Source organism: Catellatospora sp. TT07R-123, from assembly GCF_018327705.1.
Taxonomy (GTDB): Bacteria; Actinomycetota; Actinomycetes; order Mycobacteriales; family Micromonosporaceae; genus Catellatospora.
This window is the reverse complement of record NZ_BNEM01000002.1, coordinates 781721-802955: the sequence shown is the minus strand read 5'-3', so window position 1 is coordinate 802955 and position 21235 is coordinate 781721. Positions and strand designations below refer to the sequence as shown.

At 73.3% G+C, this 21235-nt stretch carries 24 protein-coding genes; 13 read left to right on the top strand and 11 right to left on the bottom strand.

Annotated features, from left to right (window positions below; genetic code table 11):
- Nucleotides 1–83 precede the first annotated feature (83 nt).
- Nucleotides 84–1112: a hypothetical protein gene (locus Cs7R123_RS23905; RefSeq protein ID WP_212829952.1), complete on the top strand. Its 1029-nt coding sequence runs from the start codon at nucleotides 84–86 to the stop codon at nucleotides 1110–1112.
- 51 nt (nucleotides 1113–1163) lie between these two features.
- Here Cs7R123_RS23905 and Cs7R123_RS23900 read toward each other — a convergent pair whose 3' ends face one another.
- The 4 genes from Cs7R123_RS23900 to Cs7R123_RS23885 all read right to left on the bottom strand — a co-directional run bounded on the left by Cs7R123_RS23900 (nucleotide 1164) and on the right by Cs7R123_RS23885 (nucleotide 4904).
- Nucleotides 1164–1553: a tautomerase family protein gene (locus tag Cs7R123_RS23900; protein WP_212829951.1), complete on the bottom strand. Its 390-nt coding sequence runs from the start codon at nucleotides 1551–1553 to the stop codon at nucleotides 1164–1166.
- 101 nt (nucleotides 1554–1654) lie between these two features.
- Nucleotides 1655–2401: a cyclopropane-fatty-acyl-phospholipid synthase family protein gene (locus tag Cs7R123_RS23895; RefSeq protein ID WP_212829950.1), complete on the bottom strand. Its 747-nt coding sequence runs from the start codon at nucleotides 2399–2401 to the stop codon at nucleotides 1655–1657.
- 335 nt (nucleotides 2402–2736) lie between these two features.
- The gene (locus Cs7R123_RS23890) at nucleotides 2737–3960 is read right to left on the bottom strand and encodes a hypothetical protein (protein ID WP_212829949.1); all 1224 of its coding nucleotides are present in this window, start codon (nucleotides 3958–3960) and stop codon (nucleotides 2737–2739) included.
- Nucleotides 3961–4127: 167 nt separating this feature from the next.
- Entirely contained in the window at nucleotides 4128–4904 is a 777-nt protein-coding gene (locus Cs7R123_RS23885) for a hypothetical protein (RefSeq protein WP_212829948.1), read from the bottom strand.
- Nucleotides 4905–4994: 90 nt separating this feature from the next.
- Between Cs7R123_RS23885 and Cs7R123_RS40830 the strand changes: the two genes are divergently transcribed.
- Nucleotides 4995–5126, top strand: a complete 132-nt coding sequence (locus tag Cs7R123_RS40830) for a hypothetical protein (RefSeq protein ID WP_280517330.1) — start codon at nucleotides 4995–4997, stop codon at nucleotides 5124–5126.
- Here the strand turns inward: Cs7R123_RS40830 and Cs7R123_RS23880 are convergent.
- Entirely contained in the window at nucleotides 5107–5448 is a 342-nt protein-coding gene (locus tag Cs7R123_RS23880; protein ID WP_212829947.1) for a hypothetical protein, read from the bottom strand. The two genes, Cs7R123_RS40830 and Cs7R123_RS23880, sit on opposite strands and share 20 nt — an antisense overlap.
- Before the next feature lie 3 nt (nucleotides 5449–5451).
- Between Cs7R123_RS23880 and Cs7R123_RS23875 the strand changes: the two genes are divergently transcribed.
- The 4 genes from Cs7R123_RS23875 to Cs7R123_RS23860 all read left to right on the top strand — a co-directional run bounded on the left by Cs7R123_RS23875 (nucleotide 5452) and on the right by Cs7R123_RS23860 (nucleotide 9708).
- Nucleotides 5452–6423 carry a hypothetical protein gene (locus Cs7R123_RS23875; RefSeq protein WP_212829946.1) on the top strand — a complete coding sequence of 324 codons (972 nt, stop codon included), beginning with the start codon at nucleotides 5452–5454 and terminating at the stop codon, nucleotides 6421–6423.
- Nucleotides 6420–6986 (top strand): hypothetical protein, encoded by a 567-nt coding sequence (locus Cs7R123_RS23870; protein WP_212829945.1) that lies wholly within the window; start codon nucleotides 6420–6422, stop codon nucleotides 6984–6986. Before Cs7R123_RS23875 ends, Cs7R123_RS23870 begins: the two co-directional genes overlap by 4 nt.
- Before the next feature lie 244 nt (nucleotides 6987–7230).
- Nucleotides 7231–7749, top strand: coding sequence for a GNAT family N-acetyltransferase (locus tag Cs7R123_RS23865; RefSeq protein WP_212829944.1), 519 nt, complete (start codon nucleotides 7231–7233; stop codon nucleotides 7747–7749).
- 114 nt (nucleotides 7750–7863) lie between these two features.
- Nucleotides 7864–9708, top strand: coding sequence for an arabinofuranosidase catalytic domain-containing protein (locus tag Cs7R123_RS23860; protein ID WP_212829943.1), 1845 nt, complete (start codon nucleotides 7864–7866; stop codon nucleotides 9706–9708).
- 29 nt (nucleotides 9709–9737) lie between these two features.
- On the opposite strand, the gene Cs7R123_RS23855 is transcribed toward Cs7R123_RS23860, so the two are convergent.
- On the bottom strand, nucleotides 9738–9911 hold the full coding sequence (locus Cs7R123_RS23855; RefSeq protein ID WP_212829942.1) for a hypothetical protein: 174 nt from the start codon (nucleotides 9909–9911) through the stop codon (nucleotides 9738–9740).
- 48 nt (nucleotides 9912–9959) lie between these two features.
- Between Cs7R123_RS23855 and Cs7R123_RS23850 the strand changes: the two genes are divergently transcribed.
- Both Cs7R123_RS23850 and Cs7R123_RS23845 read left to right on the top strand, forming a co-directional pair.
- Nucleotides 9960–10307, top strand: coding sequence for a PadR family transcriptional regulator (locus Cs7R123_RS23850; RefSeq protein WP_212829941.1), 348 nt, complete (start codon nucleotides 9960–9962; stop codon nucleotides 10305–10307).
- A complete protein-coding gene (locus Cs7R123_RS23845) occupies nucleotides 10304–11446 on the top strand; it encodes a hypothetical protein (RefSeq protein WP_212829940.1) in 1143 nt (380 codons plus the stop codon). Before Cs7R123_RS23850 ends, Cs7R123_RS23845 begins: the two co-directional genes overlap by 4 nt.
- 229 nt (nucleotides 11447–11675) lie before the next feature.
- On the opposite strand, the gene Cs7R123_RS23840 is transcribed toward Cs7R123_RS23845, so the two are convergent.
- Nucleotides 11676–12062 (bottom strand): RidA family protein, encoded by a 387-nt coding sequence (locus Cs7R123_RS23840; RefSeq protein ID WP_212829939.1) that lies wholly within the window; start codon nucleotides 12060–12062, stop codon nucleotides 11676–11678.
- Between the two features lie 4 nt (nucleotides 12063–12066).
- Nucleotides 12067–12948: a helix-turn-helix transcriptional regulator gene (locus Cs7R123_RS23835; protein ID WP_212829938.1), complete on the bottom strand. Its 882-nt coding sequence runs from the start codon at nucleotides 12946–12948 to the stop codon at nucleotides 12067–12069.
- Nucleotides 12949–13050: 102 nt separating this feature from the next.
- Between Cs7R123_RS23835 and Cs7R123_RS23830 the strand changes: the two genes are divergently transcribed.
- Nucleotides 13051–13815: an SDR family oxidoreductase gene (locus Cs7R123_RS23830; RefSeq protein ID WP_212829937.1), complete on the top strand. Its 765-nt coding sequence runs from the start codon at nucleotides 13051–13053 to the stop codon at nucleotides 13813–13815.
- Between the two features lie 57 nt (nucleotides 13816–13872).
- On the opposite strand, the gene Cs7R123_RS23825 is transcribed toward Cs7R123_RS23830, so the two are convergent.
- The gene (locus tag Cs7R123_RS23825) at nucleotides 13873–14307 is read right to left on the bottom strand and encodes an iron chaperone (RefSeq protein ID WP_212829936.1); all 435 of its coding nucleotides are present in this window, start codon (nucleotides 14305–14307) and stop codon (nucleotides 13873–13875) included.
- Nucleotides 14308–14421: 114 nt separating this feature from the next.
- Nucleotides 14422–15702 (bottom strand): MFS transporter, encoded by a 1281-nt coding sequence (locus Cs7R123_RS23820; RefSeq protein WP_212829935.1) that lies wholly within the window; start codon nucleotides 15700–15702, stop codon nucleotides 14422–14424.
- 131 nt (nucleotides 15703–15833) lie between these two features.
- Between Cs7R123_RS23820 and Cs7R123_RS40825 the strand changes: the two genes are divergently transcribed.
- A complete protein-coding gene (locus Cs7R123_RS40825; protein ID WP_212835136.1) occupies nucleotides 15834–18671 on the top strand; it encodes a LuxR C-terminal-related transcriptional regulator in 2838 nt (945 codons plus the stop codon).
- On the opposite strand, the gene Cs7R123_RS23810 is transcribed toward Cs7R123_RS40825, so the two are convergent.
- Nucleotides 18615–18932, bottom strand: coding sequence for a hypothetical protein (locus Cs7R123_RS23810; RefSeq protein WP_212829934.1), 318 nt, complete (start codon nucleotides 18930–18932; stop codon nucleotides 18615–18617). The genes Cs7R123_RS40825 and Cs7R123_RS23810 overlap by 57 nt on opposite strands.
- A gap of 268 nt (nucleotides 18933–19200) precedes the next feature.
- On the opposite strand from Cs7R123_RS23810, the gene Cs7R123_RS23805 reads away from it, so the two are divergent.
- From Cs7R123_RS23805 to Cs7R123_RS23795, 3 genes are all read left to right on the top strand, one after another.
- Nucleotides 19201–19515 (top strand): hypothetical protein, encoded by a 315-nt coding sequence (locus tag Cs7R123_RS23805; protein WP_212829933.1) that lies wholly within the window; start codon nucleotides 19201–19203, stop codon nucleotides 19513–19515.
- Nucleotides 19516–19585: 70 nt separating this feature from the next.
- A complete protein-coding gene (locus Cs7R123_RS23800; protein WP_212829932.1) occupies nucleotides 19586–19927 on the top strand; it encodes a metalloregulator ArsR/SmtB family transcription factor in 342 nt (113 codons plus the stop codon).
- A 37-nt stretch (nucleotides 19928–19964) separates the two neighbouring features.
- Nucleotides 19965–21176, top strand: a complete 1212-nt coding sequence (locus Cs7R123_RS23795) for an amidohydrolase (RefSeq protein WP_212829931.1) — start codon at nucleotides 19965–19967, stop codon at nucleotides 21174–21176.
- The last annotated feature ends 59 nt before the right edge of the window (nucleotides 21177–21235 follow it).

Below are 21235 nucleotides of genomic sequence, written 5' to 3'. Positions count from 1 at the left end.
CCCGCTCGATGCGGCAGGGCATACTGCGGTGATCGTGCCCACGGGGGCATGAGGCTCACCCCTCATCGAGAAAGCGAGTGCCTGTGAAGGCAGATCGTCGCAAGGTGCTGTCCCTCGGTGCGTCCGCCGTGATCGCGGCCGTCGCCGCGCCGCTGGTGACGTCGCCGGCGTTCGCGGCCAGCCCGACCATCGTCGACCTCGGCCTGCTGCCCGGCACCACCGGCAGCATCGCGGCCGACATCAACGAGGCCGGGGTGGTGGTCGGCAACAGCTCCACCCCCAACGGCCCCGGGCAGTACTCCCGCGCGTTCCGCTGGGAGAACGGCGTCATGCAGGACCTCGGCTCGCTCGGCGGGCAGAAGTCGTTCGCCTCCGGGATCAACAACAAGGGCTGGATCGTCGGCGGCAGCACCCTGGCGGGCGAGGGCGTCTACCACGCCTTCCTCTGGAAGCCGGGGCAGGGGATGGTCGACATCGGCCCGCTGGGCACCCACAGCATCGCCGACGACATCAACGACTCCGGCGTCGTGACCGGGTACTACCACGACGCGGAGCTGGGCAACCGGGGCTTCCGCTGGAAGAACGGCGTCATGACCGTGGTCGAGAACGGCGCGGTGCCGCCGGACCCCGAATGGCGCAGGTTCCTGCCCGAGCAGATCAACAACAACGGCGTGATCATCGGTGACAACCAGGACCAGGCCGCCCGCTGGGTCAACGGGACCGTCGCCAACGTCGGCCTGCTCGGTTCGAGCAGCGGCGGGGGCAACGCCGCGGGCGACGTCACCGTCTCGCTCGACGTCGCGCCCTACGGCGCCTACGTGTGGATGGCCGACGGCACCACGCGGACGCTGCAGACCCCCGTCGGCGCCGACCGGGCCACCCCGGCCGGCATCAACGACATCGGCAAGGCGGTCGGCATCGCAAGCACCGGGAACATCGCGGTCGACCGCGCCGTCTACTGGTCGGAGACCGGCGTGGTGCACCACCTGCCGAGCCTGGTGACGGGTGGCGAGGCCGGCGCGCTGCGGCTGAACAACCGCAGCCAGGTCGTGGGCTGGGCGAAGGCGGCCGACGGCACGTACCGCGCGGTGCTCTGGCAGCCCGCTGCCTGATCCGCTCGCGGTCCCGTCCGGCGTCTCGCGGCGCCGGGCGGGGCCGTGCTCTCAGCGGCTGACGTCGTAGCTGAGCTCCAGCTCATCGCCGCAGCGGCCCCGGATGCCCCAGTTGTGGCGCGGAGTCTCGAAGATCGTGATCTCCACATCCTGCGGCGACAGGCCGCACCGGGTCTCCAGCTGCGTGAACAGCTCGCGGATGAGGCGTTTCCTGGTATCGGTCGTGCGGCCCTCGAACATGGACACCTCGATCACCGTGTACCGCTCGGACCGGTCGGCGGGATGGACGAAGTCCTCGGGATCGAGGCCGATGAAACGGTGAAACCGCTTCTCCTGCGGCAGGCCGAGCACGGCTACCGCGCAGCCGTGGATCGCGTCCGACATCGCCTCGCGTGCCTCGGCGAGATGGGCGCGGCGCCCGTAGATCTTCACCTGTGCCATGTGAACCCCCGTCGCGGTGTCGATGATCCGCCCGATGATGCCACGCACAGCTGGAGCCGTGGACCGGCCGGTGGCGTCACCGGCCGGCCCACGGCCTTACCTCAGCGCTCCATCAGCGCGAACACACCCCAGCCCAGCAGGGGACGCCCGTAGCGGACGTACTCCAGCGGGGCCCGGTCCAGCTCCTCCCGGAACGCGGGCGCCAGCTCGTCGTCCGGGTTGGCGTCCAGGAACCGGCGCACGTTGAGCCACTGCGCGGCCCGGTACCGGTCCCAGCTGTCCTCACTGGCCAGCACCATCTCGACCAGGTCGAGCCCCAGCCTGGTGAACCGTTCCACCAGGGCCGGCAGGGTGTCGAACTCGTCGGGCGAGCTCGCGTGGCAGGCCTTCGCGATCTCGGCGCCGGGCACCTCGCCGCGCCAGAACGGCTCGCCGATCAGCATCATGCCGCCCGGCTTGAGGCTGCGCCGCAGCAGCTCGACCGTGCCGTCGACGCCGTCGCCGATCCAGGTCGCGCCGATGCAGCAGGCCACGTCCACCGGCTCGGCGGACACGTGCGTGCTCGCGTCGCCGTGCACGAAGGTCACCCGGTCGGCGACGCCGAACTCGGCGACGCGGTCGCGGGCGACGGCCAGCGAGACGGTGCTGATGTCGACCCCCACCCCGCCGATGCCGTGGTCGCGGGCCCAGGTGGCCAGCAGCTCGCCCTTGCCGCAGCACAGGTCGAGCACGGACATGCCGGCCCGCAGGCCGATCACCTCGCCCAGCAGGGCGAGCTTGGCGGAGTCGATGGGGTTGAGCACGCGGTGGCTGTGCTCGCGGATGCTGTAACTACGAGGCAGATCCAATGTCGTGTTTCCTCACGTGTACGAGTCGGGTCGTCGGGACTTCCAGCTGACGAGCGCCGAGAACACGCATCAAAACACCTGCTTCCATACCGGATACGATGATCGCGCCGGACGCTAGCCGCAGGCCGAGGCCGACGCAACCCATTAACGGCGGCCGCGCACCGCCCATGCCCTGGCGCTGAGGTGGATCGTCCCGTCCGCCGCCACCGGCAGCCGCGCGGCGAGCAGGTCGCGCAGCCGGTCGCGGTGCTCGCCCGGCAGCGACGCGACGTAGCCCGGCGCGGGGCACCGACCGCGTGGACGGTGCCCGCCACGGTACGACAGCCGCCGATCGGTCAGCGCACCGCCGGTGACCGGGTCGACGGGATGCCGGCCTGGTCGAGCAGCTCGTGCATCCGGTCCGGGCTCAGCGCCGGGTTGGCGGCCGCCGCCTGCGCCAGGTCCTCGTCCTCCAGCAGGTATGCCAGCCGGTCGGCGGGCAGCCTCGGGCAGGCGGCCGCGGCGTCACGCACGTCCGGGTCGTGGTCGTTGGTGAGCCGCTCGATCAGCAGCGGGTCGGCGCCCGGGTCGAGGGTGGCCAGGCGCCGCACCTGCGGGTCACCGTGCTGGCCGAAGCGGGCCAGTCCGGCGACCGGGAAGTTCGGGTGCGCCGTCAGCGGCCACCGCTGCGGGCCGGGTTCGTCCAGGAACGTGCGCAGCAGCGTCTCGGCGGGGGTGCCGGGGTGGTGGCGGCTGAGCACCAGCCGCACCTCGCCGTCCGGGTCGGCGGCCAGCAGGCCGACCAGGTCCGGCCCGAGGTCGGTGCGGGCCGCGATCTGGGCCCGGACGGATGCCGCCGGATGCCGGGCGAGCTGGGCCACCACGTCGGCGGGGGTGCTCGGGTTGTAGGCGAGCATGTGCAGGTCGGAGGGGTCGCCGCCGGCCAGCGCGCGGGTGACCACGGCCGCAGACAGCGGCCGGTTCATGATCGCGTCGTGGTAGTCGGGGTCGTGCCGGTCGGGCAGGTCCTCCGGCTCGACGGGGGTCGTCTGGCGGCTGTGGGCGGCCTGCGCGGCGGCGCGTACGCCCGCGTCGGGGTCCTGCCGCAACGCGGCCCGCGCCGGCTCGCTCAGCGCGGGCCAGAACCGGCAGGCCCACGTCCGGGCGCTCGCTTTCGGGTGGGCCGCGGCCAGCGTGTAGGCGCGGCGGGCGTGCGCGGAGTAGACCAGTTCCTCGAAGATCTCCGGCCGGTCGCGGTCGAGCAGGTAGCGCAGCGCGGCGTCGGGCAGCAGCCGTCCGCGCAGCAGCTCGCGGGGGTTGCGGGCGAGCCGTTTGAGGCCGCGCTCGTCGATGGGCGCCTGGGCCCACTGGTGCGCGGGCACGTGCGGGTTGTCGGCGAGCAGGCTGCGCAGCTGTCCCTCGGGGTGGCGCATGATGGCGTCGACGACCGGTTGGGGCAGGGGCCGCTGCGCGCACAGCACCGGCCAGGCCGCTGCCGCCGAGGGGTACAGCAGCCGCCCGAGCACGTCCGGAGGTGCCGCCGGGTTGGCGGCCAGTCCGCGCAGCCAGAGATCACGCATTGTTGCGAGGCTACCCAACGTATTGCGCACAGACTCGTCCCATGAATAGAACTCACACGATCGGTGGTAGCGCTCCACGCCTTCGGTGGAGCGATGCGGAGCGATGTCGTTCCTCGGCGTACACCCGTCCGTGGCCCGCTGGCGGGTCGGTCAGGGAGCTCGTCCGTTCAGCACCAGGGCAGCCGCACCGCCTCCAGCCCGCTGTCGGCCAGCACCGCCTCGACCAGGTCGGACGGTCCGCTGACCTTGGTGCCCCACAGGTCCCAGTCGGACCAGGTGACCCAGGCCCGGTCCACCGGCCACAGGTTGGCCGGGGAGCCGTCGCCGAAGTCGTGATCGTATAGCGCGGCCGCCGCGCCGAGCGGTCCGGCCAGGACCCGGGCCTGGTCGTCGGGGGAGTGTCCCGGGCTGAGGTAGGCCAGGCACGGGGTGGCCGCGCCCATCGGCGCCCACTGGAGCAGCAGCTCCACCAGCCGCGACCAGCCCTCCCGGTCCAGCGAGCCCTCGGCGGGCGGCTCGACGCTGGCGGGCCAGCTGCCGTCCGGGTGCGCCCCGGCCAGGCTGCGGAAGCACGGCTGCTCGCCCTCGGCCACGACCGGCTCGCCCAGCCGCTGCGCGAGCTCGTGCCAGCGCAGGCGGCGCCAGCCCTGGCCCGGGTGCTGCGAGCGGCCGACCTGCCCGCCGGTCTCGATCACGCCCCACGCGTCGACGTCGATGCCGCCGACCACGTTCGGCTCGACCATGCCGGCTTCGAGCAGACTGCGCCGCAGGTCCTGATGGGTGGTACGGGTCGGGCCGGACTCCCATTCGTACATGGCGTGCAGGATCCAGACCGCGTCGGGACGTGAGCCGGGATCGAATCCCCGGTCGGCGCCGTCGGGGTCGAGTTCGGCGAGCCAGTCTGCCTCTGCCAGGGCCACTGGGTGCCAGGGAGTCTCCGCCACGGCCCTATGATCACAAATTCCGGCCGCGTACGCATCAGCCGCCCGTCCGCGAGTCTGGCGGCGGTCGCACCCGGTGCCGATACTGGACCGATGCCGCTTGCCGACGTCGCTCCGCAACCCACCGAACTGGCCGCCCCGTTCCTGCTGGCGGGGCTGGCGTGCCTGGCCGTCACCGCCGTGGTCGTGGTGGTGGTCGTCCTGGTCAGACGCTCGCGGCGATGAGCCCGGCCAGCACCGACGTCGCGTTGACCGCGACGGCGAGCACCAGCAGCAGCCCGTCGCGGCGGCGCAGCCACCACGCCAGCAGCACCGCCTCGACCGCGCACACCGCCGCCTCGGCGCCCACCAGCACCGCCGGGTATGCCCCGGCGCCGCGCAGCTGCGACAGCACTGTCCACAGCACCGGATGGGTCACCAGGTTGACCGCCGCTGCGGCGGCCACCGCCGTCGGCCACCGGGTGCGCCAGCCGAACCGCAGCGCCACCGCGTACAGCGGCACCTCGACCGCCAGCGTCAGGGCCAGGGCGGCCGGATACCGGAGCATCCGGTGACCGTAGCCGTCGCCGCGCCGGCCCGCGACCGGTCGGCCGCCAGTGTCGGGCTGGCGTGCTGCGCGCTGCTCGCGCTGGCTGCCGCGCTGCGGGCGCCGCTGGCGGCGATGGTGTTCGGGCTGATGGCCTTCGGGGTGCTGCACAACGTGCTGGAGCTGCGCTATGTCGCGGGCCGGTTCGCCGGGGTGCTGCGGGGGCCGCTGCTGGCCTGGTCGGCCGCCGTGGTCACGGGCATCGCCGTGTGCCGGCTGCTGACCCTGCGTACGCCGGAGATCCTGCTCGGGTACGCGGTGCTGGCCGTCGGGGTCGTCTACGCGGTGCCGCGCCGGTGGCTGCCGCCCGCGCTGGGCGGGCTGGCGGCCGCGGCGGCGGTGTCGCTGCGCTGGCCCGCGTACCACTTCGTGGTCCTGGCCCATCTGCACAACGTCGTGCCGCTGTTCTTCCTGTGGGAGTGGTCGCGGCGGCTGCCCGGCCGGGCCCGGACGGTGTTCCGGGCGGTGCAGCTCGGCTGGGTCCTCGTGGTGCCCGCGCTGCTGCTGTCGGGGCTGCTCGACGGGCTGCTGGTGTCCGGCGGCGCGGCGGTGACCGCGTTCGCGGGCAGCCCGGCCGCGCTGTCGGCGCCGGTGGTGCCGCCCGGGACCGAGATCGGCCTGCGTTTCCTGGCCGTCTTCGCGTTCCTCCAGGCCATGCACTATGTGGTGTGGCTGGGGTTCCTGCCGTGGCAGGCGCCGGAGGCGGTGGCCGCGTTCGAGGCGCGGGTGCCGTGGCTGCGCGGCTGGCGTCCGTGGGCGTTCGGGCTGGGCGCGGCGGCGGTGCTCGGGGTGCTGTTCACCGCCGACTACCTCCAGGGCCGCGCCTTCTACCAGGCCTTCGCCAGCTACCACGCGTACCTGGAGTTCCCGGTGCTGCTCGCGCTGCTGTTCGCGGCGGGCGGCGTCCGGCGCGCCCGGGCCGTCGTCGGGGCGTGAACGCCGACGAGGCGGCCGCCGCGGTCGAGGAACTGGCCCGCCTGGTGGGCTGGACGGGTCCGGCGCCGGACCCGGTGGACCAGGCGCTGCTGGAGGCGGCGTGCGGTTACGGGTTCCCGCCGGATCTCATGGCCTTCTTCCACCGGTTCCCGCCGGGGCGTATCGGCATCGTCGACGTGCTGCACCCGCTTGGTTTCTACCTCGAACATCCCGCGTGGACGACGGCCTACCCCGGCTACGTCGCGCACGTGGTGATGTTCGAGCAGGCGCTGAACCGGGGCGCCGAGGAGGTGGACCTGCCGTACCGGTTCGGCACGGGACCGGGCGAGCTGCTGCTGTGGGGCCTGGTGGAGGGAGACCAGGCGCTGTGCTGGCTGGTCACCGCGGACGCTCCGCACACCTGGCAGGTGGTCGTCTGCGAGACGGGGCACGGCTCACCGATGTCCTGCCAGCACTACTCCGGCGGTGCGGTCCGGCTGCTGATCGACCTCGGCTCGGGGGCGAAGCCCGTGCCGATGCTGGAGTACGTGTCCGAGGTCTACCCGTACGCGTTCTATTCCTGAGCCGCGGAGGAAATTGTGGCGCAGATCACCACCCGGCTCTGCGAGATGCTCCCGCCCTAGCTGCTCCTCCGCGATGGGGTTGCCCATTAAGGGCTTCCGGCGCCGCGACTGGGCGCCTTGCAGGCGCCTCTCGTAGGCCCCTGAACGGAAAGGTCTTTGCGGTCTTTAGTTCGACCGCTGGGCTTGCGGGGTGGTGCGGCGAAGCGGGCCGCGACGAGTTCCGGCCGCGGTTAGCGTGGCCGCCATGCCTGAGCTGATCCTGCCGACCACCGACCTGCACACCGCCTTTCTGGACTGCCGCGACGAATGGGGACCCGGACTCCACGAGGACGGCTTCGGCCTGTCCTACGACGACGAGGTGGACTCGCCCGCGGGCTTCGCCGCCTGGGTGGGCGACCGGGTTCGCCTGACCCATCCGGCCGGGACGCCGTGCCCGGCCGAACATCACGCCTCGCCCCGCTGGATCGTCGAGGACGGCCGCGTCCTGGGCGGCTTCGCGCTGCGGCACTGGTACGACGACCTGCGCGGCCACATCGGCTACGGGGTCCGCCCGTCCGCCCGCCGCCGCGGCCTGGCCACCTGGGCACTGGGCGGGATGCTCGCCGAGGCCCGCGCCGTCCTGGACGTCGACCGGGTCCTGATGGTCTGCGCCGTGGACAACGAGCCGTCAGCCCGCACGATCGAACGCAACGGCGGCGTGCTGGCGGGTCTGCGCGACACCGAACTCGGCCCGCAGCGCCGCTACTGGATCGATCTTCGGTGACGCTAGAACGCCACTAACATTTTCCAACAACTTCTTTCGAGATCGAACAACGCGGTCAAGAATCGCATCGACGAATCTCGACATCGTCACTCCCGATCCGAGAGAGGTTCACCCGTGGTCCGTCCCCCGTTCCCCGGCCGCCGCCGACTGGGCGCACTCGCCGCCGCGTCGGTGCTGTTCCTGACCGGCGCGCTGATAGCCGCGCCCGGCACCTCGCAGGCGGCGACGTCGCTGCCCTGCGACATCTACGGCGCGGCGGGCACGCCGTGCGTCGCGGCGCACAGCACCGTCCGGGCGCTGTTCGCCGCGTACAACGGCCCGCTCTACCAGCTGACCCGGGCCTCGGACCGGGCCGTGCACGACATCGGGCTGCTGGCCGTCGGCGGGTACGCCAACGCCGCCGACCATGACGCCTTCTGCAACGGCACCACCTGCTCCATCAGCAAGGTCTACGACCAGACCACCCGGCACAGCGACCTGACCCCCGGTCCGGCGGGCACGGCCGGGATGGGCAACGACCGCGGCGCCGACGCCAGCGAGATCGCGGTCACCGCGGGCGGCCACAAGGTGTACGGCATCTGGATCTCGCCCGGCGTCGGCTACCGCTACACCGGCGTCGCCAGCGGCGTGGCCGTCAACGGCCAGCCCGAGGGCGTCTACATGGTCGCCAGCGGCACCCACGTCGGCTCGGCCTGCTGCTTCGACTACGGCAACGCCGAGCGCACCCCCGCCGACACCGGCAACGGGCACATGGACGCCGTCAGCATCGCGACGACCTGCTACTTCGCGCCGTGCAGCGGCACCGGCCCGTGGATCGAGGCCGACCTGGAGAACGGCATGTTCCAGGGCGCCAACGGCAGCAACACCGCCAACCTCGGCAACAAGACCACATACGTCACCGCGATGCTGAAGAACAACGGCCAGACGACGTACGCGCTCAAGGGCGGCAACGCCCAGTCCGGCGGCCTGACCACGTGGTGGAACGGCGCGCTGCCCAACCGCGGCGGGTACATCCCGATGAAGCAGGAGGGCGGCATCATCCTGGGCACCGGCGGTGACAACAGCAACTGGAACATGGGCACCTTCTTCGAAGGCGTCATGACCTACGGCTACCCGACCGACGCGGCCGAGAACTCCGTGCAGGCCAACATCGTCTCGGTGGGCTACGCGGGCCAGACCAACATCCCCAACGGCCCGCAGAGCACCGTCACCGGCCCCGGCGGCAAGTGCGTCGACGTGGCGGCCGACGACACCGGCGTCAACGGCACCGGCGTCCAGCTGTGGGACTGCCAGACCTACGCCGAGGACCAGCGCTGGGAGCAGTTCCCCGACCGGTCGCTGCGCACCATCGGCCGCTGCCTGGACATCGTCGGCAACGGCACCGCCAACGGCGCCCAGGTCGAGCTGTGGGACTGCAACGGGGTCGGCGGGCAGAAGTGGATCCAGCAGTCCGACGGCTCGCTGCGCAACCCGCAGTCCGGCCGCTGCCTGGACTCGCCCAGCGGCAACACCGGCAACGGCACCCGGCTCCAGATCTGGGACTGCAACGGCAGCGCCGCCCAGAAGTTCGCGCTGAACGGCGGCGCGGCCCTGGTCGGGGTCGGCGGCAAGTGCGTCGACGTGGCCGGTGACGACTTCGGGGTGAACGCCACCGCCGTGCAGCTGTGGGACTGCCAGACGTACTCGCTGGACCAGCACTGGGCCTTCGGCGCGAGCGGCTCGCTGCGTACGCTGGGCCGCTGCCTGGACATCAACGGCAACGGCACCGCCAACGGCACGCAGGTCGAGCTGTGGGACTGCAACGGCGCCGGCGGCCAGACCTGGCAGCTGCGCGCCGACGGCAGCCTGCTCAACCCGCAGTCGGGCCGCTGCCTGGACGTGCCCAGCGGCAACACCGCCAACGGCACCCGCCTTCAGATCTGGGACTGCAACGGCAGCACCGCCCAGAAGTTCGCCTAGGGCCTGTCCTATCGGTCAGGTGAGTCGCGTCAGGGCTGCGATGAGTGCGAGGCAGCCGGGTCGCGCCGTTGCTTGAACCGGTTGAAGCAGCGTTCGACCTGGTTGCGTTCCCGGTAGACGACCGGGTCGAACACCGGCGGTCGTCCGCCGCGGCCGCCTCCGGCGGTCCGGCGGGCGACCTGGTCGGAGCGTTCGAGGACCATGTTATATGGAGACTCGATATATGTGAGTTATCGATATACCATGTGGCCATGTCTCCATCCCCGCTCTCGGAACCCGCGTTCCTGATCCTGACGGCGCTCGCTGACCAGCCGTTACACGGCTACGGCATGATCGAGGATGTCAAGAGGATCTCCGACGGCGCCGTGACCCTCTACGCGGGCACGCTCTACACGGTGCTTGACCGCCTGAACAAGGACGGGCTCGTCGAGATCGACCGGGAAGAGGTCGTCCAATCCCGGCTCCGGCGCTACTACCGGATCACCCCTGCGGGGGCGCAGCGCCTCGCGGCCGCGGCCAGTCAGCTCGCCCGCCATGCCGCAGCCGCCAACCAGCGGCTGCGCCGTCACGGCCTCGCCTGGGAAGGCGGCGCGGCGTGAGCGCCCTGGAGCGGCGCTACCGCCGCCTGATCGCCCTGTATCCGGCCTGGCACCGTGCGCGGTACCAGGCGGAGATGCTGAGCACCCTGATGGACGGCGCCTCGGAGCAGCAGCGCGCGCCGCGGCTGCGTGAGTCGGTCGATCTGCTGTGGAGCGCGTTGCGGATGCGGCTCGTCCCGCAGGGGGTGCCGCGTGGTCGTGACCCTCGGTGGCAGGACGCCACCGGCGTGTACGCGGTGCTGGCGGCCCTGACACTGGGCGCCGTCCACCTCATGCTTCCCCTGGCCGAACTCGGTTGGTGGCAGCGGCTGAACAGCCTGCCCTGGGTCGAACCGCCATGGCGTTCATTCGTGCCGTCTGAGGCGGTGGGCGCGTCCCTGTTCCTGGTCGCCGTCGTCGCCCTGATCGGGTGGCGCGTCGCCGCAGCTGTGCTCGCCTGGGCGGCAGTGCTGGCCATGGCGATCCCCCCGCTGATGGACTACGCCGACCACCCGCAGCACGCGGTGAACGCCTGGCCGTCTGTCGTGTGCGGGGTGACCATCGCGGCATGCCTGGGTGTCCCGGCCGCTTCGCAGGCCCGTCGGCTGCTGGGCCGCTGGCTGCTGCCGCTGTTCGGGCTGGCGGCTGTCGCTGCGGGCTCCGCACTGTGGCTCGACGCGATGCTGGCGAAGGTGGTCGTCTACGGGCCGGATCGCGGCGCTGACGTCGACCTCTGGGGCTTCGTCGTCAGCCGGCCCGCTCAGGATGCCTTCCTCCCCTGGGTGCCGAGCGGCACCCCCCTCGACACGGTCGGTGGAGCCACGCTGTTGACGTTTGCGACCTTCCTGGTCATGGCGATCGCGGTGCTGATCAAGGTGGGTGCGCCGATCCGGCGCCGACTGCTCGCGCTGGGTGCCGCACCCATCGCGACGGCGGTCGTCGTGGGAGCCGCGTTTGTCGATGCCACATACCTCGGAGGCAGCAGGATCGAGGCCCGCCATCTGGACGTGGTGGACCCGCCCGCCAACGGGCAATGGCTGATGCTGCTGATACTGCCGCTGGCCGTCTTCTGTATCGGGGTGCTTCTCGTGCGCCTGCTGGAGGCCCGGCAAGGCAAGGTCGCCCTGGACCGCTCACCCGAACGGCAGCCTGCGGAATGATCGCCGCACCCGCGCAGGATGCGACCCCCGTCCACCTGTGAGGTGCAGCCGACAGACCTTTACAAACGCGGGAGCAGCATCGATCCGATGTCGCCGCTGCTCCCGCGTTCGGGGCGGTGAACCGTCTCCCGACCGGCTTGCGGCGTTCGCGGCCGTCGCTCCGTCGCGACGAACCTCGGCCGGTGCGGACAGGGACGGCCAGGGATCACCTGGACGGGGCCGGTGCTTCTCAGGACGTGGGGACGCGCGCGTCGACCTCGATCTCGATCTTCATGCGGGGGTCGTACAGGTCGCAGACGACCATCGTCGCGGCCGGGCGCACCTGCCCGAACGCCTGCCGCAGCGCGGGCCAGCACGGCTCGAAGTCCTCGCGCTCGGGCAGCAGGTAGCGCACCCGCACCACGTCGGCCAGGGTGCAGCCCGCCTCGGCGAGCGCGGCGGCGATGTTGCGCAGGCACTGCTCGGCCTGCTCGGCGACGTCGTCGGAGATGGTCATGGCCGAGTAGTCGAACCCGGTCGTGCCCGAGACGTACACGCTGTCGCCGTGTACGACCGCGCGGGCGTAGCCGATGCTGTCCTCGAAGGTCGATCCACTGAGGATCTGGCGCCGTGTCACATGATCAGCTTATCTCACCGCGGGCCTGCGGCCGCGCGGGTACGCCGTCGGGCGGGGCCGCCCAGCTGGCCAGCAGCCGCAGCCGTTCCTCGGTCGGCGAGCCGGCCTCCGGCAGGTAGGTCACCATCAGGTGGTCGGGGTCGCCGGGCAGCGCGAACGTCTCGTAAGCGAGGTCCAGGTCGCCGACGGCGGGATGGTGCAGCAGCTTGCGGCCGTGGGACTTCTCCTTGACCCCGTGCGCGGCCCACAGCTCCCGGAACACCGGGTCCTGCACCGACAGCCGGCCCACCAGCGCCGCCAGCTGGGGGTCGCCGGGGTGGCGCCCGGCGTCCAGGCGCAGGAAGGCCACGGTCTCGGCGGCGACGGTCGGCCAGTCCCGGTACAGCAGGCGGGCCTTCGGGTTCAGGAACGTGTGGTAGGCGACGTTGCGCTGCTGGGGCGGCATGGTGCTGAACCCGGCGACCGCGTCGGCCAGCGCGTTCCAGGCCAGCACGTCCATCCGGCGGCCGAGCACGAACGCCGGGATCGACTCCATCAGCTCCAGCATCCGCAGCAGCTCCCGCCGCAGCCTGGCCGGGCGGGCCGGGGAGACCGCCCTGCGGGCCGGGCGGACGAGGTTGCGCAGGTGGTCCTGCTCGGTCTCGTCCAGGCGCAGCACCCGGCCGATCGCGTCGAGGACCGCGTCCGACACGCCGGTGCCGCGGCCCTGCTCCAGCCGGATGTAGTAGTCCACACTCACCCCGGCCAGCTGCGCGACCTCCTCGCGGCGCAGGCCGGGGACGCGTCTGCGCCCGTAGTCGGGCAGCCCTGCCGCGGCGGGGTCGATCCGGCCGCGACGGCTGCGCAGGAACTCGCCGATGTCTTGCCGTTCGCTGTCGTGCCGCACGCCGACCAGTCTGCCTCAGCCGCCGCCGCGCATCCTGGTACTGCCGGACCCAGGTTCAGCGCAGCCCTGGGTGACCCGGCCGCGCCGCCGCAGGCTGGCCGCATGATCTCTTTCGACACGCTCAGCGACCGCACCGCCGTCGTCACCGGAGCCGCCAGCGGGATGGGCGCGGCCACGGCGGAACTGCTGGCCGCGTACGGCGCCCGGGTGGCGCTGCTGGCCCGCCGCACCGATCGGATCACCGACCTCGCCGCGAAGATCGTCGCGGGTGGCGGGCAGGCGGTCGCCGTGGCCACCGACGTCACCGACAGCGCCGCGGTGGGCCGGGCCGCCGACGCGGTACGCCGCGCGTTCGGCCCCGCCGACCTTGTCGTCAACGCGGCCGGGGTCATGCTGCCCAACCCGGTCGACGACGCCCGCGAGGACGAGTGGCTGAAGATGATCGACACCAACGTCGCCGGGGTGCTGCGCGTCGTCGGCGCCTTCTCCGGCGACCTGGTCGCGGCGGCCGCCGCGGGCCGCAGCGCCGACCTGGTGAACATCTCGTCCATCGGCGCGCACGTGACCTTCCCGAACTACGCCGTGTACGGGGCGACCAAAGCCGCGCTGACGCACCTGTCGGCGGGGCTGCGCACCGAGTTCGGGCCCCGCGACGTGCGGGTCACCAACATCGAGCCGGGTCTGACCGACACCGAGCTGGGCCACCACATCGACAACCCGGTGCTGAGCGAGCAGCTCGGCGGCATGTTCCAGGCGCTGGGCGGGTTGTCGGCGGCGGAGGTCGCCGACGTGGTCGCGTACGCGGTGAGCCGCCCGCGGCACGTCAACCTGCGCCAGATCGTGGTCCTGCCGACCCGGCAGGCCTGACGCGCCCGCCCGACCGCCGGCCCACGGTGGCCGGCGGTCGGGCGATGGGGGCGGCGGTCAGCTGGCCGCGGTCTTCAGCAGGTCGGCGATCCGGGTCTCGGTCTCGGCGGTCATCGCCGTCAGGGCGAACCCGGTCGCCCACATGGCGCCCTCGTCGAGGCGGGCCGCGTCGTTGAAGCCGAGCGTGGCGTAGCGGGCGCCGAACTTCTCCGCGCTCTGGAAGAAGCACACGATCTTGCCGTCGCGGGCGTAGGCGGGCATGCCGTACCACAGCTTCGGGTCGAGGCCCGGGGTGTTGGTCTCGACCAGGGCGTGGATCCGCTCGGCGAGCACCCGGTCGGCGGGCTGCATCTCGGCGATCTTGTTCAGGACGTCGCGCTCGCTGTCGGCGCGGTTCGCCGCGGCCTTGAGCTCCTTGGCGTGGTCTTTCATCGCCTGCCGCTCCTGCGCGGTGAAGCCGTCGTAGGCGCTCTTCTTCGTGGCCGTCGTCATCGCTGTTTCCTTTGCTGTTCGGTCGTTCGGACTGATCTAAGCTTCGTCGGCGGCGGGTCCGCGGGCATCCGTGGTGACCACGGAACCGGCCACGGATCGCGGCACCAGTGCGGGTCAGGCGTCGGCGGCGGCCATCGCTGCCGGTGCGGCGGCACCGGCCCGGACGTGTCCCGGGCTCCGCAGTGCGGCTGCCGCCGCCAGGCCGAGCGCGATCGTGAGCAGGGCCGATACCAGCAGGGTGGTCCGGCCGCCGACTGCGGCGACCGCGGGGCCGCCCAGCAGGGTGCCCAGTGCCGTGGCCGGGGCCGTCAGCGCCGACCGGGTCGCCAGCACGCGGCTGAGCGCCTGCGGGGGAGTGCTGCGTTGCAGCAGCGCGGTGCTGATGGCGGTGAACGGTCCGTAGATCAGGCCGCCGACGGCCAGGCCGATCAGTCCGGGTACGACCGCGTCGGTGAGCCCGATCGGCAGCAGCGCCGCGCCCCAGCCGACGATGACGGCGGCCACGACCGGCTCGGGTGCCCGGCGCCGCAGCAGCCCGGCGCCGAGCGCGCCGGCGGTGGCCCCGATCCCGAACACCGACCAGTAGAGGCCGAGCAGGCCGGGGGAGCCGTGCAGGCCGTAGGCGACGTGGACGGGCAGGGCGACCTCGACCGGGCCGTACAGGAAGAAGAACACGCACGTGACCGCGATCATTGCGAGCAGGCGGGGCCGTTCGGCGATGGTGCGCCAGCCGCCGCGCTCCGGTCCGGCCGAGGCGTCGGAGCCGGGGGAGTGCCGGATGGTGACCGTCGCGGCGGCTACGGCCAGCACGGCGAAGCTCGCCGCGTCGGCGGCGATCACCCAGCCCGCGCCGACCAGCGCGGTCAGGCCTCCGGCCAGGGCCGGGCCCGCGACGAACGCCGCCTGGGCGAACGTCGACAGCAGTGCGTTGCCGGTCACCTGGTCGCGTTCGGGCAGCAGTTGCGCGACCAGGGTGTACGCCCCGGCGCTGCCCCAGGAGTGCAGCAGCGAAGAGGCCGCGAGCAGGGCCGCGTAGACCAGCGGGCCGAGCGTGCCGGTGATCGCCAGTGCCGCGACCGCGCCCAGCGCGACGGCCCGCAGGGTCGCGTCGGCCGCCACCAGTCGCGTGGGGTTCAGCCGCCGCATCGGCCGGGCCAGCAGCGCGGCGCCGAGCGGGGCGGGCAGCGTGTACGCCGCGACCGCCAGCGCGGTCCATACCCCGGCCTGACCCGGCGGGGCGATCCCGACCGCGAGCCATGCCACCGCGACCGCGCTCATGCCGTCGCCGAGGGCCGAGACCAGCATCCCGGGCAGTACCCGGCGCAGGGTCGGCTGGCGCAGCACCCGGCCGACCGACGTGGCCCACTCCCGTACCCCCGAATGTGGAAGGTTCATGTTCGCGCTCCTTGCTCGTGACTGGATCGACCTGCTCAAAGCGTCGTCGGGCGGGCCGGTCGGGGCATCGGTGGCGACCACGGAACCGACCTCGGATCAAGGCCACGGAGCCGGTGGGACACAATGGCGCGGTGGTGGCGACGGTGGAGGTCTCAGCTCGGGAAGCGGAGGTGCTGTCGCTGCTCGGCCAGCACCTCACCAATGCCGAGATCGGTGCGAAGCTGTTCATCTCGGTGCGTACGGTCGAGAGCCACGTGTCGTCGCTGCTGCGCAAGCTGGGGGCGCCGGACCGGCGGGCGCTGGCGCACCGTGCCGCGCAGCTGCCGCGCCCCGACCGGGCCGAGGCCGCACCGGTCCTGCCGACCCCGCTGACCTCGTTCGTCGGCCGGGCGCGGGAGCGGGCCGAGCTCACCGATCTGCTCCGGACGCACCGGCAGGTGAGCGCGGTCGGACCCGGGGGCGTGGGCAAGACCCGGCTGGCGCTGGCGGTGGCCGCCGACACCGCCGACGAGTACGCCGACGGGGTCTGGTTCGTGGACCTGGTTCCGATGACCGACCCGGGCATGGTCGCCGCCGCCGTCGCCGGGGCGCTGGGCCTGGGCGAGCAGCCCGGCCAGTCCATGGACGACTCGGTGCTGGCCGCGCTGGCCGACCGGCACGCGCTGCTGGTGCTCGACAACTGCGAGCACGTCCAGGACGGGGTCGCGCCGCTGCTCGAACGGCTGCTGGCCGGCTGCCCGCGGCTGCGGGTGCTGACGACGAGCCGGGCCCGGCTGATGGTGCCGTACGAGCGGGTGTATCCGGTGCCGCCGCTGTCGCTGGCCGGTGACGGCGCGTCCGATGCGGTGGCGCTGTTCCTGGACCGGGCGGGCGCGGTGGGCCAGGCGCCCGATCCGGTGCTGCGCGAGCAGGTCGCCGCGGTCTGCGCGCGGCTGGACGGGGTCGCCCTGGCGATCGAGCTGGCCGCCGCCCGCTGGCCCGTGCTCGGGCTCGACGGACTGACCGCGGGCCTGTCCGACCAGTTGCGGATGCTGTCGGGCGGGTCCCGCGCCGACGACCGGCACCGTTCGGTGCGGGCGGCGCTGGACTGGAGCCACGCCCTGCTGGATTCGGACAGCCAGGACCTGCTGCACCAGGTGTCGGTGTTCGTGGCGCCGTTCACCGTCGACGCGGCGGCCGAGGTGACCGGCGCCGGGATCGGCGCGACGGTCGACGGCCTGGCCCGCCTGGCCGAGCAGAGCCTGCTGGCGGTGACCGCGTCGGTGTCGGGCACCGAATACCGGGCCCTGGAGACCGTCCGGCAGTACGGGATCGCGTGCCTGGCCGAGGCTGGCGCGCTCGGCGACGCCCGGGACCGGCACCTGCGCTGGTCGCTGGCCCGCGCCGACGGTCTGGGCACGGCAGCTGAGGACTGGCGGGCCCGGTTCGACCGGGTCGCCGACGAGCTGCGCGCGGCGCTGGCCTGGGCGGCCGAGCAGCCGCGGCGGCGGGCCGAGGCGTGCCGCCTGGCCGGGCGGCTGGCCGAGCTGGCGTTCACGCGCAACCTGGTCGGGGAGTCCCAGCAACGGTTCGAGCAGGCGGCGGAGCTGGCCGACGACCCGGCGACCGCCGCGGCGATGCTGCGCGAGGCGGCGGCCGTGGCCGGGTGCCGGCTGCGCGGCGACGACATGTACCGCCTGTACCGCGCGGCCGCCGACGCCGCCCGGCGGGCCGGGGACGATGCCGGGGCCGCCCGCGACCTGGCCACCGCCGCGACCTACTCGTACCGGTTCTGGACCAAGTTCGCCCGGCTGCCCTCGCCGCAGGAGGCGACCGCGCTGGTCGAGCAGGCGCGGGAGCTGGCCGGGGCTGATCCGGCGGCGCAGGCGGCGCTGGCGCTGGCCGAGGCCGGGGTGCTCGCCGATGCGTTCGGCGCCGCGCAGGGGCCGCCCGACAACGCCGTGTCGGAGACGTTCGCCTACGCGCAGCGGGCCGTCGTCCTGGCCGGTGCCACCGGCGACCCGCTGGCCGAGTCTGCCGCGCTCGACGCGCTGACCGGCGCCCACTGCTGGGCCGGTGACGCGTTCGCGGCCGCCGCCACGGCCCGGCGGCGCGTCGCGCTGCTGTCGCCGCTGGCGCCGACCCCGGCGACCACGCACGAGCTGGTCGACGCGCTGGGCAACGCCACCGAGGCCAGCCTCGGGGTCGGGGACCTGCCCGGTGCCCGGCGGTGGGGGCGGCAGCTGGCCGATCACCGGCTGCTGGCCGAGGTCGGCCACCGGGCGACGAGCTGGCTGCTGGTGACCCACGTGCTGGCCGGCGACGCGGCGGACGTGCTCGCGGTCGGCGACCGGTTCCTGGAGGGGTGGCAGCGGTCGGGCAGCCCGGCCAGGTCGGTGCTCGGCCCGGCGGTGGCCGGGGTCGCGATGGTCCACGGGTTGCGTGCCGACCAGGACGCCCGCCGCCGCTGGGACGAGATCCTGGGCCGGCTCGGCACCCCGGGCGAGCACACCTACGGCTACGGTGCCGTCTACGACGCGATCGAGCTGCTGCACTTCGGCCGCGCCGCCGAGGCGCTGCACCGGCTGGCGCCCGAACCGGGCGAGGTGTGGAAGTGGGTCTGCTGGATCTGGCACCACTGGTATGTGGCGCTGCGCGCCGAGGCCGGGGTCCTCGCCGGCAGTCCCGACGCCGCCGAGCGACTGGAGCAGGCCCGCGCCGTCGTGGCGGGCAATCCGGTGGCCGCCGCGATCGTCGAGCGGGCGGCCGCGCTGCACACCGGTGACCGGGAGCGGCTGGTCGCGGCCGCTGCCGCGTTCGCCGCCGCCGGATGCCCGTACCAGCAGGCCCGGACCATGGTGCTCGCCGGCGGCGAGCACGCCGTCAGCGGGGCGGCGGTGCTGTCCGGGCTCGGCCTCGCCCCGATGCCCGGGTCACCGGCGGGCCACGCCGACCTGGGGCAGCTCCACGGTGGGGTGCGCGAACGGTAGGAGCTGGCTGTGGCGCTCGCTGGCCTGCGCGCACGCGACGGCGACGGAGCAGGGCAGTTGCCGGGTGCAGCTGCAATGGCCGCCGGCGATGGGGCGGTGCTGGGCCATCAGCGCGGCCGCCGCGGCGATCTGCTTGCGTGCCAGCTCGAACGCCTCGGTGTGGTCGACGGCCGGGCCGGTGCCGGGCGCCGGGGCAGGCCCGAGACCGTTCAGCGACCGTACGGCATCGGTGCAGGCCGAGAACGAAACGTACATCCACATAGGACATATCTTGGCAGGCGCATGGTGATCTCCGCGAGTGCGGATCTTCGGCGCCGGTCACCGGGTCGGGGGACACCGCGGGCGGCGCAGGCCGCCTGCCTGCCTATCCTTTCACTTGCCGATGTTAGCAACTGCGAAGAAGCTGCTAACGTCAGAAGGTGACCGCCGGTGCCGCGGGCGGGTGGGCCCGCCGACATCGGCGGTCGCCAGGGCTGCCGCACGGCGCCCCCGGATCAGGACACCGGCGAGGAAGCGGAGGCGGCGGGACATGGCACCCAACGAACGGGCGGCCTGGCACGGCTATCTCCTGGTGATCGAAGGCGTGGCCCCGGTCGTGCGCCAGGCCCGCGGGCGCGGCGAGGCGACCGCCGAGTTCGCCGCGCTGCACGCCCACCTCGACCGGCACGCCGTCGCCTGGGGACTCGACGGGCTGCGGCTGCTGGGCGTGGCGACCCGGGCCCACGTGATGCACCGCCGCGGCGACCACGAGACCGCCTTCACCCTGCTCCAGGCCCTGGCCCGGCGCCTGTTCGCCATGTCGAGCCCGACCGCCGCCGGCCGACGCGGAGACAGCTGGCGCTGACCGCACGGCCGCGCACCCGCGGCGGCGACGGGCCAGGTACGGTTTGAGGACGATCGAGGGGGTGGGACGCGTGCGCAGACCGCTGTACCAGGTGAAGGCGGAGTTCTTCAAGGCCCTGGCCCACCCTGCCCGCATCCGGGTCCTAGAACTGCTGTCGATCCGCGAACACTCCGTCGGCGAGATGCTGCCCGAAGTCGGCCTGGAGGCCGCGCACCTGTCCCAGCAGCTCGCCGTCCTGCGCAAGATGAACCTCGTCGTCACCCGCAAGGAAGGCTCGACCGTCTACTACTCCCTGGTCAGCCCCCAGGTCGCCGAACTGCTCGCCGTCGCCCGCCGCATCCTCACCGAGGTGCTGTCCACCCAGGTCGAGATCCTGGACGACCTGCGCGCCGCCCAGCCGGGTCCGCGTTAGCCGCCCCGCGCGGCGGCCCCGGCCATAGGCTGGCGGCATGGAGTCCGACCTGGTCGAGCGCCTGCACGGCGTCTACCGAGACCTGCACGCGCACCCGGAGCTGTCGTTCCAGGAACAGCGCACCGCCGGGATCGCGGCGGCCTGGCTGCGCGAATGCGGCTACGACGTGATCGAGCAGATCGGCACCACCGGAGTCGCGGGCGTGCTGCGCAACGGCGACGGCCCGACCGTGCTCCTGCGCGCCGACATGGACGCACTCCCGGTACCGGAGGCGACCGGCCTGGACTACGCCAGCCGCACCGATGGCGTCATGCACGCCTGCGGCCACGACATGCACGTCACCTGCCTGCTCGGCGCCGCCGCGACGCTGGCCGCGACCCGCGGCGACTGGTCGGGGACCGTCACCGTCGTGTGCCAGCCCGCCGAGGAGACCGCCCAGGGCGCGGCCGCGATGGTCGCCGACGGCCTGTTCGACCGCATCCCCCGGCCCGACGTCGTGCTCGGCCAGCACGTGGCACCCATCCCCGCCGGGGTCATCGGGCTGCGCAGCGGCCCCGCGTTCGCGGCCACCGACTCGCTGCGAGTCACCCTGTACGGCTCCGGCGGCCACGGCTCCCGGCCCGAGACGACCGTCGACCCGGTGGTCATGGCCGCGGCCACCGTGCTGCGCCTACAGGGCATCGTGTCCCGCGAGGTGTCCGGCAACGACATGGCCGTCGTCACCGTCGGCGCGCTCACCGCCGGGACGAAGTACAACATCATCCCCGACGAGGCCGAACTGCTGCTGTCGGTACGCACCTACGACCCCGCCGTACGGACCAAGGTGCTCGCCGCCATCGAGCGCGTCGTCCGCGCCGAGGCCCAGGCCTCCGGCGCGGCGACCCAGCCGCGCATCGAGGCGGTCGAATCCGCGCCAGCCGTCGTGAACGACGTGGCGGCGGTCGACCGTACCCGTGCGGCGCTGGCGGGGGTGGTCGGGGCCGAACGCGTGATCGACCCAGGACCGGTCACCGGTAGCGAGGACGTCGGGGTGCTGGCCGACGCGGCCGGGGCACCGCTGGTGTTCTGGCTGCTCGGCGGTGCGGACCCGAGCGCGTTTGCGGGAGCCGCCGATCCTGCGGCGATGGCCCGGATCGTGGCGGAGCTGCCGTCCAACCACTCGCCGCGCTACGCCCCGGTCGAGCAGCCGACCATCAGCGTCGGCGTAGCCGCCCTGGCCGCGGCCGCTCGCCACTGGCTCGGCGCCTAGAACCCGGAACGGCCCACGTCCCGGCGTATCGCCGATGAAGATCGAACGCGGGTCGGCCA